The 14,185-nt window shown below is 57.7% G+C and carries 9 protein-coding genes; 3 read left to right on the top strand and 6 right to left on the bottom strand.

The features are described from left to right. Positions 1–15 precede the first annotated feature (15 nt). The 4 genes from P4G45_RS10160 to argJ all read right to left on the bottom strand — a co-directional run bounded on the left by P4G45_RS10160 (position 16) and on the right by argJ (position 7,011). Positions 16–1,782, bottom strand: a complete 1,767-nt coding sequence (locus P4G45_RS10160) for a capsule assembly Wzi family protein (RefSeq protein WP_348266367.1) — start codon at positions 1,780–1,782, stop codon at positions 16–18. 189 nt (positions 1,783–1,971) lie between these two features. Next, positions 1,972–2,844, bottom strand: coding sequence for a thiamine pyrophosphate-dependent enzyme (locus P4G45_RS10155; RefSeq protein ID WP_348266366.1), 873 nt, complete (start codon positions 2,842–2,844; stop codon positions 1,972–1,974). Positions 2,845–2,934: 90 nt separating this feature from the next. Next, positions 2,935–5,601 (bottom strand): pyruvate dehydrogenase (acetyl-transferring), homodimeric type, encoded by a 2,667-nt coding sequence (aceE, locus tag P4G45_RS10150; protein ID WP_348266365.1) that lies wholly within the window; start codon positions 5,599–5,601, stop codon positions 2,935–2,937. Positions 5,602–5,772: 171 nt separating this feature from the next. After that, the gene (gene argJ / locus P4G45_RS10145) at positions 5,773–7,011 is read right to left on the bottom strand and encodes a bifunctional glutamate N-acetyltransferase/amino-acid acetyltransferase ArgJ (RefSeq protein ID WP_348266364.1); all 1,239 of its coding nucleotides are present in this window, start codon (positions 7,009–7,011) and stop codon (positions 5,773–5,775) included. 98 nt (positions 7,012–7,109) lie between these two features. Here argJ and P4G45_RS10140 point away from each other — a divergent pair, with 98 nt between their 5' ends. Then, a complete protein-coding gene (locus tag P4G45_RS10140; RefSeq protein WP_348266363.1) occupies positions 7,110–7,805 on the top strand; it encodes an L-ribulose-5-phosphate 4-epimerase in 696 nt (231 codons plus the stop codon). Positions 7,806–7,872: 67 nt separating this feature from the next. Here P4G45_RS10140 and P4G45_RS10135 read toward each other — a convergent pair whose 3' ends face one another. Beyond that, on the bottom strand, positions 7,873–8,946 hold the full coding sequence (locus P4G45_RS10135; RefSeq protein ID WP_348266362.1) for an oxidoreductase: 1,074 nt from the start codon (positions 8,944–8,946) through the stop codon (positions 7,873–7,875). A gap of 271 nt (positions 8,947–9,217) precedes the next feature. Between P4G45_RS10135 and P4G45_RS10130 the strand changes: the two genes are divergently transcribed. After that, a complete protein-coding gene (locus P4G45_RS10130; RefSeq protein ID WP_348266361.1) occupies positions 9,218–10,942 on the top strand; it encodes a tetratricopeptide repeat protein in 1,725 nt (574 codons plus the stop codon). On the opposite strand, the gene xylB is transcribed toward P4G45_RS10130, so the two are convergent. After that, the gene (xylB, locus tag P4G45_RS10125; RefSeq protein ID WP_348266360.1) at positions 10,939–12,408 is read right to left on the bottom strand and encodes a xylulokinase; all 1,470 of its coding nucleotides are present in this window, start codon (positions 12,406–12,408) and stop codon (positions 10,939–10,941) included. The two genes, P4G45_RS10130 and xylB, sit on opposite strands and share 4 nt — an antisense overlap. Positions 12,409–12,654: 246 nt before the next feature. Between xylB and P4G45_RS10120 the strand changes: the two genes are divergently transcribed. Further along, on the top strand, positions 12,655–14,184 hold the full coding sequence (locus P4G45_RS10120; RefSeq protein WP_348266359.1) for a TolC family protein: 1,530 nt from the start codon (positions 12,655–12,657) through the stop codon (positions 14,182–14,184). Position 14,185: the final 1 nt, after the last annotated feature.

Raw genomic sequence — 14,185 nt, 5'->3', positions numbered from 1 at the left:
GATTTCTCAACCTCGCTATCGCTGAGGATAAGAATGTAACTTAGGGAACCACGTTAATTGGATTGCGGCGGTGGTATCTTTCTGCAGTCCGGATTTGTAAATGGGAGCCTTCCATCCTTCGTACTGAACCCATGCATTCATCTCCAGATCTGGCTTCAGCCTTTTCACCACGCTGGCCTTGAATTGATTCTGCGTTGTACCGCCCGGGATGAAGTCCTTGGGCGTTTTCTTGTTGAGATATTCCAACTGAATCCACTCGTCGCCGGAGAGGTGGTACGTCAACCATGCCTGTCCGCCCTTTGCTTCGCGGCCAATCCAGTCGCCCATGATATATCCCTTGTTGGTATATCCCTGCAACTGAACTATTTCAAAATAATTAAACTGGCCTCCATAACTTCTGGTCACCTTTGGATCGGTCGTAACGGCCTCAACCCTGAAATCCAGCTTGTGCAGCTTCGGAAGCTGAGAGATGTAGAGACCGGTACGGAAGGCAGCACGCCTGGGAGCGCTAATGGGGGTCACGTCATCATGTGCGATCGAATCTACATAGAAGGTGGCATAACGTCTCACAAAGGGCAGGCGATAAGAAAAATTGAAATCGCTATAGCGGGCTCCGGGGTCATTGCGGGAGTATTTAACAGCTTCGGTTGTATCACTTAGATTGAAGAAGCCGTGGAGAAAGGTGTGCAGCGTGACAGGTTCGTGGCCTTCGCCGCCGAAGATGATTGTCCTCTGGAAACCAAATTCAAAGTTTACCGTCGGGCGAAAAGAAAACATCTCAGAGTGAACCCATGGGCTGTTGGGAGAGGTATGTCCTTTGAGGCTTCCGATGAAGAAGTCGTACCGTAGCGGTCCGAGCAGCTTAGACAGCAAAAAGACGTTCAGAGGCTCAACGCGGTTCACGCGTAAGGAATAGATATTTTCCGCATTGTTGGACCACGCCATTGCTCCGCCAGCCGCTGGCCCAAGCCAAGCGTCTGTCTTGCCTCCTGAAATCTCGTGGCCAAGCAGATGAAAGGAAAGAGAAGCTTCGACCAGGCGAAAAGGGTTCTGTGCGGAGATAGGGCCGGCAGGAATTGTGGCCTGAGGTTCATTGGGAGGGGTATATGGGATTCCGTCGATATTCGAAAGCTGAGTTGCCAGAGCATGAGAGTACCCGTCCCCAGATGGCGAGTGCTGGTACTCACCGCGCACATAGAGTGAAAACGGTCCTAGCTCATTTACCGTCGAAAAACCAGTGATGTTGTTGAACCCGGATTGATACGGGCGCCCGTAATCATTATTGATTGTCTGACCGATGTGATAGCTGTCCCGCAGAGTGGTGCCACCGACTCCCATAAACCTCGTGTAGGTGGACTCCAATCCATAGACCGCGCCGCGTTTCGTAAATCCTGAAGGGACCTCCGCATCGAACTCGGTCAAAAGTTTCGCCAGGATATCCTGCGCCTCTTCGTTGTTGCTGTTGATGATGTCGTACTTCGATTCCTGGATCATGTGCAGAGCGCTACGGCGCGTCCAAGGACGCATTCCCAGAAACATAGTGTCTAGAAATCCCATGGAGTAGAGGCGGGTCATGGCTGGATAGACCCAGCTATCTACAGGAATGTACGTTGAGCCGTAGTGGTCCGGCAATTTGTCTTCATCGAGTGGTCCGTAAGGTACATAGGCGGTGAAGGGATTTTGCGGCGAAGCGGTTGCCGGCGGCACGACGGGCTGAGGGGCCTTCTGGGGCTGCGCTATTGCCGGCGTCTCGGTCTGATTTTGTGGCGCATAGGCGGGCATGGCCGGCTGTGGTTGCGATGGGGCCGTTGATGTCTGCGCAAATACAACTGACCCAGCACACGCAACCATAACCGCAAAAGGAAGATAGACTCTTTTCCGCACTCGCACCTCAAACTTTTCTTTTTAGATCGCTATGACAGTGTATCGTTTCTGTCATTTGACTTAGATGTGCAGTAGTTGATGGCAGGTTTAAGACTTAACGATTGATGCTGCCAAATTTTTACGAAAAGTATCACCAGCGTGATCCGCCCAATCTTCACTACAAACCTGGCGTCCCGTCATAAAGTTTTTCATGTGAAGGATAGGATCGTCGATTTTGTTACTTCGTTGCCCCGCTGGCCGGTAAGAAATGCACTCGATCAAGACTGCACCATCACCTCCGCGGGCTCGTCCAATCGATTCCTGTGCAACGCGATACAGCGCCACAGCGTCGTTTACATCCACGGGAATTCCCGGGAGGCCGGCCGACCTCGCCTTCGCGCAGATGTTTGTAGCCGGGGATTTTTTGATGTCAGGTTCAGGAAGAACTACAAAAATGATTGGCAGACTCAGCTCCGCCGCCAGCGCAAGAACCTGATTCCACGATCGTTTCGGCAAGTCTGCATGATGGGTGTAAGCCACCACAATGTTGTCCTGTTTGAGGGTCTTGAAAGCAAGGGCCGCGCCGAGTGCCATCTTCAGGCGGTCGCTTGCGTCGTCGGTCCAGGGCAATTGACGTTTCGCCGTCAATTCTTCTGATAAGAGCGTAGTGCGGGATTGGGTGCCAGAGACAACGGCTGCGACATGACGGAGGAGAGGAGCGAGCGAAGTCCCAAAGAGAAGGTCCATCGTTGCGCTGACTTGAAGATCGCTGACCAGGTCACCAGGGTTCAGTTCGAGCGCTGTAGCTACCCGGCACGCCTCCTGTCCAGATGTGGAATACAGCCGGTGCCTCGATTTCGCTTTGCGCTGTAGCTTTGCGATATGTTCGTCCAGCAACCTTGCCTCGACCATTGCTGTGTAGATCTGCCGAAGCTTCTTGTTGGGCACTAATGGATTTTCGTGCGGCGCTGTTTCGCTCAAATGAGATCTCCCCGTCGATGCATCGCTCTGCAAAAATCGAGGGCTCCGTGAGGAACCCTCGATCTCAAAATATTCTTTCAATCGTTGAAGCTAGGCTTTAGCAGGATCAGCAGACTCAACGTCAAGACCGAGCTCTGCCAATGCTTTCTGTGCCTGCTTCGGCTTGAACTTGCCCTCGCGAGAGAGCTTCGACAGCGTTGCTCCAACGATGGACTCTGCGTTTACTTCAAAATGCCGGCGCAGATGCTCGCGGTTGTCGCTGCGTCCAAAGCCGTCAGTTCCCAGCGATACCAGCCTGCTGGTGAGCCACGGCGACAATTGATCGGGCACCACCTTCATATAATCGCTCGCTGCAATGATGGGGCCCTGCGTCCCGTCAAGCGTCGTCTGCAAATAGCTCTGACGTTCCTTCTCTGCAGGGTGCAGGCGGTTCCACCGCTCCACGGCCAAGGCATCGCGCCGCAGTTCGGTATAGCTGGTTACGCTCCAGACGTTGGTTTGGACGCCGTATTTCGCTGCCAGAATTTCCTGCGCCCGGAGCACTTCGTTCAGGATGGTTCCGCTTCCGAAGAGTTGCGCTACCGCTTCCCCTTCGGCAGCCGGTTTCAGTTTGTACATTCCACGGAGAATGCCCTCGGCTGCGCCTTCCGGTATTGCGGGCATGGCATAGTCTTCGTTGTACATGGTGATGTAGTAGAAGACGTCTTCGCCCTTCTCATACATCCGGCGAATGCCGTCCTGCACCACGACAGCGAGCTCATAGACGAACGCTGGATCGTAGGTGAGGCAGGTCGGGACTGTGCTGGCCAGCACGATGCTGTGTCCATCCTGATGCTGCAGGCCTTCGCCAAGCATGGTCGTGCGGCCGGCGGTGCCGCCCATCAGGAAGCCCTTGCCGCGTGCGTCCGCAAACGCCCATACCATGTCTCCGATGCGTTGAAATCCAAACATCGAGTAGTACATGTAGAAGGGAATCGTCGGGATTTTGTAGTTAGCGTACGCCGTACCTGCCGCCGTGAAGGACGCCATCGATCCCGCCTCGGTTATGCCTTCTTCCAGAATCTGGCCGTCCTGCGCCTCACGGTAGTAGAGCAGCATATCGGCATCGTGGGGGCTATACTTCTGGCCCTCGGGCGCATAGATGCCTACCTGGCGAATCGCCGATTCCATACCAAAGGTGCGGCCTTCATCGGGGAGAATCGGCACAATCAGTTTGCCGATCTTGGGGTCTTTCAGCAGATGGCGAAGAATGCTTACGAAGCCCATCGTCGTCGAAACGGCGCGCTTGTTTGATCCGCCCGTCCATTCAGCAAAATAATCCAATGAGGGTGCGGTGAAGTCCAACTTCGGCACCTCGCGCTTCGGCATGTGGCCGCCTAGTTCCCGGCGCCGCTCCTGCATATAGGCGATCTCGGGCGCGTCCTGCGCGGGGCGATAGGGCGTGCCGTGTGCTGCCGCCTCTTCGGGAATGGGAATGTCGAACCGCTTTACGAATGCCGCCAACTCGGAGTCGACCATCTTCTTCTCGTTGTGCGTGGCGTTACGTGCCTGCGACGAGCCCATGCCGTAACCCTTGACGGTCTTCGCCAGGATGACTGTCGGGCCGCCCTTATGCTCCATTGCCCGCTTGTAAGCGTTGTAGATCTTCGCAGGATCATGACCACCACGATGCAGGCGTTCAAGCTGCTCGTCGGTCATATCGCGCACCAATTCCAGCAGTTCCGGATATTTACCGAAGAAGTTCTCGCGAAGGTAGGCACCGTCCTTTGCCTTGAACGTCTGGAAATCGCCATCGACGCACTCTTCCATGCGGCGTAGCAGCAGGCCGGTGTGGTCACGCTCAAAGAGCGCATCCCAATCGGAGCCCCAGATCACCTTGATAACATTCCATCCGACTCCGCGGAAGTGTCCTTCGAGTTCGTCGATAATGCGTTTATTGCCGCGCACCGGCCCGTCAAGGCGCTGCAGGTTGCAGTTCACCACAAAAATCAAGTTGTCGAGATTCTCGCGCGCGGCGACAGAGATCGCGCCCAGTGTATCGACTTCGTCCGTTTCGCCGTCGCCGACGAATGCCCATACCTTGCGGTCGGTTGGCTTAATGAGGCTGCGATGTTCCAGGTAACGCATGAAGCGCGCCTGGTAGATGGCGTTCAGAGGACCGATGCCCATGGACACCGTGGGGAAGTTCCAGAAGTTCGGCATCAGCCATGGGTGGGGATAGGAGCTTAGGCCCGGCGTATCACGTAGCTCATGGCGGAAATTTTTGAGGTGTTCATCGTCGAACCGTCCCTCGAGATAGGCGCGGGCGTATACGCCCGGGGATGCGTGGCCCTGGAAGTAGATAAAGTCGCCAGGCTCCTCTCCGTACTTTGCGCGGAAGAAGTGATTGAAGCCAACCTCAAGCAGGGTTGCAAGAGAGGAATATGTCGAGATGTGGCCGCCGATACCGGCATCTTTTTTATTTTGCCCATGCACCATCGCCATTGCGTTCCAGCGAATGAGGGCTTCGACACGGCGCTCAAGCGTTCTGTCGCCGGGATAGGGAACCTCATCGTGCTTGGGAATCGTATTCAGGTAATGAGTGGTCAGCTCACTTGGCGTTGGCACTCCGGCTTGCTGCGCTCTCTGTCGCAGGGCTCCCAGCAGTTCCGCACCGTGCTCCCAGTCGCTCGCAATGACGTCGTCGAACGCCTCAATCCACTCGGACACTTCTTCTGAAAAGTCGATCTGGGCCGGAGTTTCAAGTTTCATGGTCATAAGCAGTCCTTATATCCCCGATCGCCGGGGTCGTAGATCAGCGCTCGAAAATGCACTGTGTCTAGGATAGTCGTCTTGGGGCATAAACGTCACTTGCTACCGGGTTTTCAAGGGAAATCTGCGAATGGATAGCTGATAATCGCTCCCCCGAGATGATTTTAGAAATAAATTCTATGTGGAGTAATCTGCGTTGATCCGCACATATTCCGCGGTGAGATCGCAGGTGATGAATTGGCACTCCGCGCTGCCTTGACCCAGGTCCAACGTGATGGTGTATTCCCGTTCCAGCATCACTGCGTGAGCGGCAGCTTCATCGAAGAGCGGCGACCGCATTCCAAGTTCAAAGACTGGTTGGACGCCGATCCTGATATTTACTTTTGCAGGATCGAACTCGACTCCACTATATCCGGCAGCGGCAAGGAGACGGCCCCAGTTAGGGTCAGCGCTTGACCAGGCGGTTTTACAGAGCGGGGAGTGGGCAATCGCTTTGGCTACCTGCTTTGCCTCTGCTTCAGTGCGTGCCCCGGTGATGTGGAGTGTAACGACGTGGCTTACGCCTTCACCGTCGTCGACAATCTGATGTGCAAGAGAGCCGCAGACGAGATTCAGCGCATTAGCGAAAGGCTCGGTTATTCGTTCGGTGAGCTGGACGCCGCTGGCCCCGCTGGCCAAAAGCAGTACGGTGTCATTGGTCGAGGTGTCGCCGTCGATCGAGATGCAGTTGAAGCTTCGCTCTACAGCAGGCGCGAGCAGCTTATTCAATTCTTCGCTTCCGGCTGCCAGATCGGTGAAGAGATAGACCAGCATGGTGGCGTGTGGAGGGCCAACCGGAGCTCCGAGTTGTGGGTGGATCATTCCGGCTCCTTTGCCTGCGCCCCAGATATTGACCTCGGTTCCGTCTACGTCGACGACGGCGCGGGCTGTCTTCATGCGCGTGTCGGTCGTCATAATGGCCTGAGCAAACAACTCCGCGTGGTCGGGAGTATCGCCCAGCGTAGCCTGGACGGCTGGCAGAGCGGCAACGACCTTTTCAGCCGGAAAGGGGACACCAATGATGCCGGTCGAGGAAGGGAAGACCTCATCGAAGATGCAGTGAAATGTCTCTGCTGCAGCGACGCAGGTTTGGACGCAGCCTTCGATTCCCGCCTGGCCAGTGGCACAGTTTGCGTTGCCGGCATTTACCAGTACCGCTGCTACTCGTCCGCCAGTGGCCCGAAGATGGCGGCGCCCTACGGTGATGGGTGCTGCAACTACCTGATTTTTTGTGAACATGACCGCTGCGTTTGCGGTCTTGGGCGCGATGGCGACCGCGACATCCAGCTTTCCGCTGGCCTTGATACCAGCTTTGACTGCACCCCATTGAAATCCGCGGGGGAGAGATTGGGCGTTTGTTTTCTGCTCGTTGCTCATTTCCTTACTCTATCAAGGGAACGCATCTGCATAGGCGTTTCAGATATTCTGAAGGTCTTCTATAAGATCGTGCGGATTTGCCAAGGGAGAAGCTGTCTATGTTGCTTGAAGAATTGCGGAAGTCGGTGCTTGAGGCCAATCTTGAACTGGTTCGGCGGGGGCTTGTCCTTTATACGTTTGGTAACGCCAGCGGCGTCGACCGGGAGCAGGGACTGGTGGTTATCAAGCCCTCCGGCGTTGATTATGATGAGCTTCGGCCAGAGCATATGGTGGTGACCGATCTGGAGGGCAAGATCGTCGAGGGCAAGCTGCGGCCATCCTCCGATCTCGATACGCATACGCTGCTTTACAGGGAATTCGCCGATATCGGCGCAGTCGTGCATACGCACTCGGAGTATGCGACGAGCTTTGCGCAGGCGGGAATGGCGATTCCCGCACTGGGAACAACGCATGCTGACTACTTTTACGGCCCGGTTCCGGTGACGGAAGAGCTTACCGACGAGGCCATCGGCGGGCGGTATGTACATGAAACGGGGCTGGCGATCGTCAATCGCTTCAAGGGAATCGATCCTCTGGCCGTGCCAGCCTGTTTAGTGGCGGGTCACGCTCCCTTCGTTTGGGGAAGGACTCCGCATGATGCCGCGCATAATGCAGTGGTGCTGGAGGCAGTGGCGCGGATGGCTTATCGCACATTGACTTTGGAGGCACAGTGCAAGGGTGTGTCGCAGGCGCTGCTGGATCGCCACTATTTCAGGAAGCATGGGGCTTCAGCTACCTATGGGCAATCCTGCTGATTGGTCATAGGCAATAAAAAGGGGCACAGCCGAAGCCGTGCCCCTGATGTAACCAGCGCTAATACCACTAAAAGGTTACAGGCAAGGTGCAACCTTCGGTGGAGCTTTCACGGGCCATTTCGAGCAGACGGATAACGCGATACGCATCTTCGGGTTTGACCTCCAGCGGGGCCGTGCCGTTGATGGCGTCGCGCACGTTGGCGTAGTAGTTGCGGTAGTCGCCCAGCTCAGTCTTAATGGGGGTGCGGGTCAGTGTTCCTGGATCGGCTGGGTTAGGGGCTACGGTCAGGGTTCCCCACTCGGATTCAGGCTCTGCGAGCCATTGCTTGGGGTCACCGATGCGTGGGACCTTGGCTCCGGCTACCAGTGCCGGTTCCTGCGGGTCGAGGCCGTACTTCTTGAAGCTGCCGTGGGTTCCGTGGAGGAGGAAGCGGGGAGCATTGTCGCAGGCCAGCATGGTGGCTCGGCAGTGGGCGAGCAGCCTGGGATAGTGCAAGGTAATGTCGAAGGCATCTTCGATATCGGTGGCGTCACGATCTTTACGGACGCTGGCGGTGATGGCCTGGGGCGAACCGAAGAGGACAAGCGCCTGATCGACGAGATGGGGGCCGAGGTCGAAGAGCATTCCGTTGGCTGGGTTGCCGGACTCCTTCCATGTAGCCTCACGGGGCAATGGGCGAAACCGGTCAAAGTGGCTTTCAAAGGTTACAAGTCTGCCTACGGCCTTCCGGTCGATGAGCTTGCGGACGGTGAGAAAATCGCCGTCCCAGCGGCGGTTGTGGTACGGGGCAAGGACGAGATTGTTGGCTTTGGCGAGGTCGATCAGTTCGCGCGCCTGGGCGCTGGTGGTGGCAAATGGCTTGTCAATGACGACGTGCTTGCCTGCTTGGAGGGCCTGTTTGGCGAGAGGAAAATGGGTCTCGTTGGGGGTACCTACAACGATGAGCTGAATGGCAGGGTCGGTGAGGGCCTCTTCGACGGAACGCAGGATGCGGGCGCTGGGATAGGCCTTTGCGGCTTCGTCGCCGTGGCGCTGGACGATGGCTTCGAGCTTGAGGCCGGGGACGGCATGGACGAAGGGGGCGTGGAAGACGCGTCCGGCGAGGCCGAATCCGATGACTGCAACTCCGATGTCTGACATTTGCTGCTCTCCTTGGTTCGTTGTGCCAACAGTGTTTCATAGACAGCAGGCGAAAGACTTGGCGGATCTTCAAGAGGAAAGCGATTGATAGGATGAAGGTGGACGTATGCGTCCGTTTCGTCAGCGATGACGCAGGATTCTCAGGATCACGGCGGCTTATTTTTTGAAGTCTTCCACCAGGACAAAACGACAGATACAACCGAGTCGCGCTTCACGTTGGAGCGTTTTCTCCGGCTGGTGTCTTGCGCATCCGGGGCTCGTCTTCTCCGTTGTGAGTGCGCTGTGGGTGTTGGCGCTTTATTGGAAGGCGCTGAGCACACCATTTATTTATGACGACGTAGACCAGATCGTCAATAATCCGGCGCTTGCTTCATTGCGGCTGACGTTTCATCGATTTTGGCTGGCGCCAGTCTCATTCAATAGTGAGATTGGCGGTGTGGGTACCGCAACCTATCGACCGCTCTATTGGATGAGCCTTGCGCTCGATCGCAGGATCTGGGGGATGAGTGCGGGTGGCTTTCACTTCACGAATCTTGTCCTGCACTGGCTGAATGGGATGCTCGGTTTTTTATTGTTGCGGCGGCTGCGGGTTGCGCCGTTGACTGCTGCCGTGGCTGCAATGCTTTGGCTGGGACTTCCAATCAATACTGAAGCCGTGGCGTGGGTAAGCGGACGAGGTTATGTTCTCTGCACCTTCTTTTTGTTGCTGGCGCTGGTGGCCGCGGATGGCTTTCTGCGCGAGGGCAAGTCACGACTCTTGCTGGCAGCCTATTTTGTTGCTTCGTTAGCGGCGCTGCTCAGCCACGAGGAGGGTGTGCTGATTCTTCCGCTGGCGCTGCTGATGGCTTTTGCGACAGACCGGTTGTCGCGCAGGCTGGCGGGTGGACTGGTGGCAGCTTCGGTTCTGTCCGGGCTGATCTACATTGCCCTGAGAGAATCCGTTAAGACAGGGTCAGGGCATACGACCGCTGCGCTGTGGGCGGTAGGGCTGGCATTCTGGAAATATTTACTGTGGATGGTGTTGCCGGTCCACATGAGCGTGGAGCGATCGACCTCGATGCCGCCCAATGCTGCTTCTGCGGCAACGATTGCCGGATGGTTGGGGTTGGCGGGGCTGGTTGCGGCGACCGTACTGTTGCGGAAGAGGGTGCCAAAGGTTTCGGCTGGGTTGGTTTGGATTCTGATTGCTCTGCTGCCATTTTGCGGCTTCATCTATATCTATCAGGGCATGGCGGAGCGGTTTGAGTATTTGGCTGCCGCCGGGCTGACGTTGGCGGTAGCTTCGCTGGCACTGGAGTATGCCGGACCGTGGAAGCGCGTTGCTGTGGGCTGTCTCGTCGTTTGGGTGCTGTGGGGAGCGTGGCGGTTGTGGGAGCGGGTGCTGGACTGGCAGAGTCCGGCGGCTCTATATGCGAGTTCGCTGGAGGCTACGCCGCGGAGTCCGGTGCTGCTTTATAACCTGGGGCTGGAGTACAGGAGAGGCGGCGATGTCCTGAGTGCGGCGAAGCTGTATGGCGAAGCCGTGAAGTTACAGCCTCGCTATGCGCGCGCATTGACCGGGCTGGGAGATGTGTTCCTGCAACTGGGCGAGACGCGGGATGCGGTGAAGTATTTTGAGAGAGCGTTGGCGGTAAATCCTGCGGACAAGGAGACGGTGATCGACCTTGGCGAGGCGTTGCAGCGGATGGGCGATAAGCAGGGGGCCGAGGTGCAGCTTCGCAGGGCGATAGCCCTCGATCCTGGGCAGAGCGAGGCTTATACCGACTTGGGTGTGTTGCTCGGCGACGTGGGACGGGTCGATGAGGCGATTCAGTGCTTCCAGTCTGCGATAAAAAACGATCCTTCAGACGCCACGCCGTATTTCGATCTGGCAGTTTTGTTTCAGCAGCGCGGCCAGGATGAGGTCGCGCTGCCGTTCTATCGGAAGGTGCTGGAGTTGAAGCCGGGGGACCCGGATACGATCCGAAATGTCAGCAAGCTGCACCTCGGGCGTTAACTCGCGATTGATTTCAGGGCCGGATAGATCTTTCGATATCGCCGGTAGGCTTCGTTCATCGCGGCTGCGCTTTGTGGGGCGATGGTTTGAGCGACGCGGATGGTGGCGGCGCAGGCGGCTTCGACGCTGGGCCATGCGTTGACTCCGGTTCCGGCGAGAAGAGCAGCTCCGAAGGCTCCGCCTTCTTCGGCTTCCAGCAATTCGACGGGCTGGCCATAGACGTCGGCCTGAATTTGCCGCCAGAGGGGACCGCGGGCTCCTCCACCGCCGAGTCGGATGCTGTCGACGGGGATGTGCAGCTCGTGGAAGAGAGTGAAGGTGTCGCGGAGGCTCATTGCTACACCTTCGAGGACAGCGCGGACGAAGTGCGCCTGCGTGTGACTGGCGGTGATGCCGATGAAGGCGGCCCGTGCCTCGGGGTCGAGGTGCGGGGTGCGCTCGCCGAAGAGGTAAGGAGCCCAGAGCAGGCCGTCGCTGCCTGCCGGGGCTTGGGCGGCAAGAGCGCTGAGGGCGTCATAGCTGCTGGCAGTGGCGAAGGTATCGCGGAAGTAGCGGAGGCTGAGGCCCGCGCCGTTGGTGACTCCCATGACGTGCCAGCGGCCAGGGGCGGCGTGGCAGAAGGTATGCAGGCGACCGAGGCGGTCCTTCGTGGGGGCGTCGGTAGCGGCGAAGACGACTCCGCTGGTGCCGATGGTGGCGGAGACGGAGCCGGGAGTGAGGATGCCCATGCCGACCGCTCCGGCACCCTGATCTCCGGCTCCGGCGGCTACAGGTGTGCCTGCGGCGAGTCCGGTAGCACCGGCTCCGGCGTCGGAGATGCGGGCGCAGATCTCAGGGCCTTCGAAGAGGCGGGGAAGCCACGGGAGGGGGATTCCGGCGGCTTCGGCAACTTCGGTGGACCAGCGGCGATGGGCTACATCGAGCAGGAGTGTGCCGCTGGCCTCCTGCATGTCCATGGCGAACTCGCCGGTGAGGCGGTAGCGAACGTAGTCCTTGGGGCAGAGGACGTGCGCGATGCGAGCAAAGATCTCGGGCTGGTGATCGCGGACCCAAAGGAGTTTGGTGAGGGTGAAGTTAGGCAGCGCGGGGTTGGCGGTGAGTTCGATGAGACGCTCGAAGCCGATCTTTTCCGTCAGCCAGTCGCATTGGGGCTGGGTGCGTTGATCGCACCAGATGAGGGCGGGGCGGAGGACTTCGCCTGCAGCATCGAGCATGACGCAACCGTGCATCTGTCCGGTGAGGCCGACGGCTTCGATTTCAGCCCCGGCGAGTTCGCTCTGCGCCATGGCTCCGGCGATCGCCTCACGGGTGGCTCGCCACCAGTCCTGCGGGTCCTGCTCGGCCCAGCCGATGTGCTCGGAGTGAATGGGTGAGTGTTCGGCGCTGCATGAGGCGATGATTTTGCCATCGCGGTCGATGAGGATTGCCCTGGTACCGCCGGTTCCGACGTCTACTCCGAGAAACATGGTGGTTTCCTTTTCGGTTAGTAAATGCTTTTAGTAGCAGTGTATCTGGTAACGCTGGAGAGGCAGCCACGCCGGAATAAATTCGACAGTTTTGAAGAGCACGATACTTTTTTTGAACATTCCGGGCGACTTACAGCATCTCAATATTACGAAGAGACACATAATCAGGGGATGAGGCTGAACAAGATGTTACTGCGCCATCCAAACCTTAGGATTACTGAAAAGATGCAGGTAACATTCAAAGGTATGAGCCAAAGCAAGAGAGCGCGTTACTCCCAGGGCGTGGTTGCGGCGATGGGAATCGGGTTGCTGTGCCTGTCGGGCGCGGCACTGCCTGCCGTGGCGCAGCAAGGCTCGAGCCAGAGCCAAAGTTCGGCCAGCGGTCCCAGTACAGGACCAACCAGCTCCCCTATCGCCACCGCCCAGCAGCAGCTTTATAGTGCGTCGGGCACGAATGGAGCGCAGCCAACGCAGGATTCGTTTCAGGGCAGCGTTGTGGAAGGAAAATCGACGGGATCGATGATGGATCTCTCGCTGGATGAAGCCATCCAGCGGGGACTTCGAAACAATCTGGGGATTATCCTGCAGTCGTCGGCGCAGAAGAATGCGGGTGGCCAGCGGTTGGAGGAGTTGCAGGCGTTGTTGCCTACGGTGACTGGCTCAGGCAGCATCGAGGTGCAACAGATCAATCTTGCGGCGGAAGGGCTGAAGTTTCCGGGACTGCACCCGATTATCGGGCCGTTTCAGGTGGTTGATTTCAGGGCTTATCTCACGCAGAACCTGGTGAATGTTTCGGCGCTGCAGAATTATATTGCCGCGAAGCATAATTTTGAGAGCGCGACATTGACCGCAGAAGACGCGCGCAATCTGGTGGTGCTGACGGTGGGCAATGCCTACCTGCTTTGCATCGCGGATGGAGCCCGCATCGAGGCGGTCAACGCAGAGATGGCTACGTCGAAGGTTTCGCTCGATCAGGCCACGGCGGCGCATGATGCCGGGACCAGCCCCAAGCTCGATGTGCTGCGGGCGCAGGTGGACTACCAGAACGAAGAGCAGCGGCTGATCTCGACACAGAACGAATTGGCGAAAGACAAGCTGGCCTTGGCGCGCGCGATTGGACTGCCACTGGACCAGGAGTTTCGGCTGACGGACTCGATCCCTTATGCTGCGTTGGATAAGGTCAATCCGGACACGGCATTCGCGCAGGCGCTCAGTGCTCGCAAAGATCTTGCGGCGCAGTCGGAGCAAGTGAAGGCTGCGCATGCGGAGAAGACGTCGGCATGGGCGAGCCAACTCCCGGTGGCGAGCTTTTCCGGAGACTACGGCGACCTGGGGACGACGCCGGGGCACTCGCATGGAACGTACACAGCGACGGGCAAGGTGAGCGCACCTATTCTGCAGATCGCCAAGACGCGCGGCCAGGAGCAGGTTGCCGATGCGCAGTATGAAGAGGCGAAGGCTAAACTCGCTGATCAGGTTCAGCAGGTAAATGCCGAGGTTCGCGACAGCCTGTTGGATATCCAGGCGGCAGAGAAGCTGGTGGAGGCGACGCACTCGAATGTCGAGCTGGCCAATGAGGCTCTCAGCGATGCGCAGCAGCGGTTTCATGCAGGAGTTTCCGACAACTTGCCGGTTTCGCAGGCGCAGGCCCAGACAGAACTAGCGAACGATCAGTACATCAGCGCGCTGTACCAGCACAATGTCGCCAAACTTTCACTGGCGCGAGCGCTGGGTGTAGCGCAGACGAATTACAAAGATTATCTCGGAGGAAAGTAGC

Source organism: Edaphobacter paludis (genome assembly GCF_039993895.1).
Classification (GTDB): Bacteria; Acidobacteriota; Terriglobia; order Terriglobales; family Acidobacteriaceae; genus Edaphobacter; species Edaphobacter paludis.
This window is presented reverse-complemented; position numbering and strand designations above follow the sequence as displayed.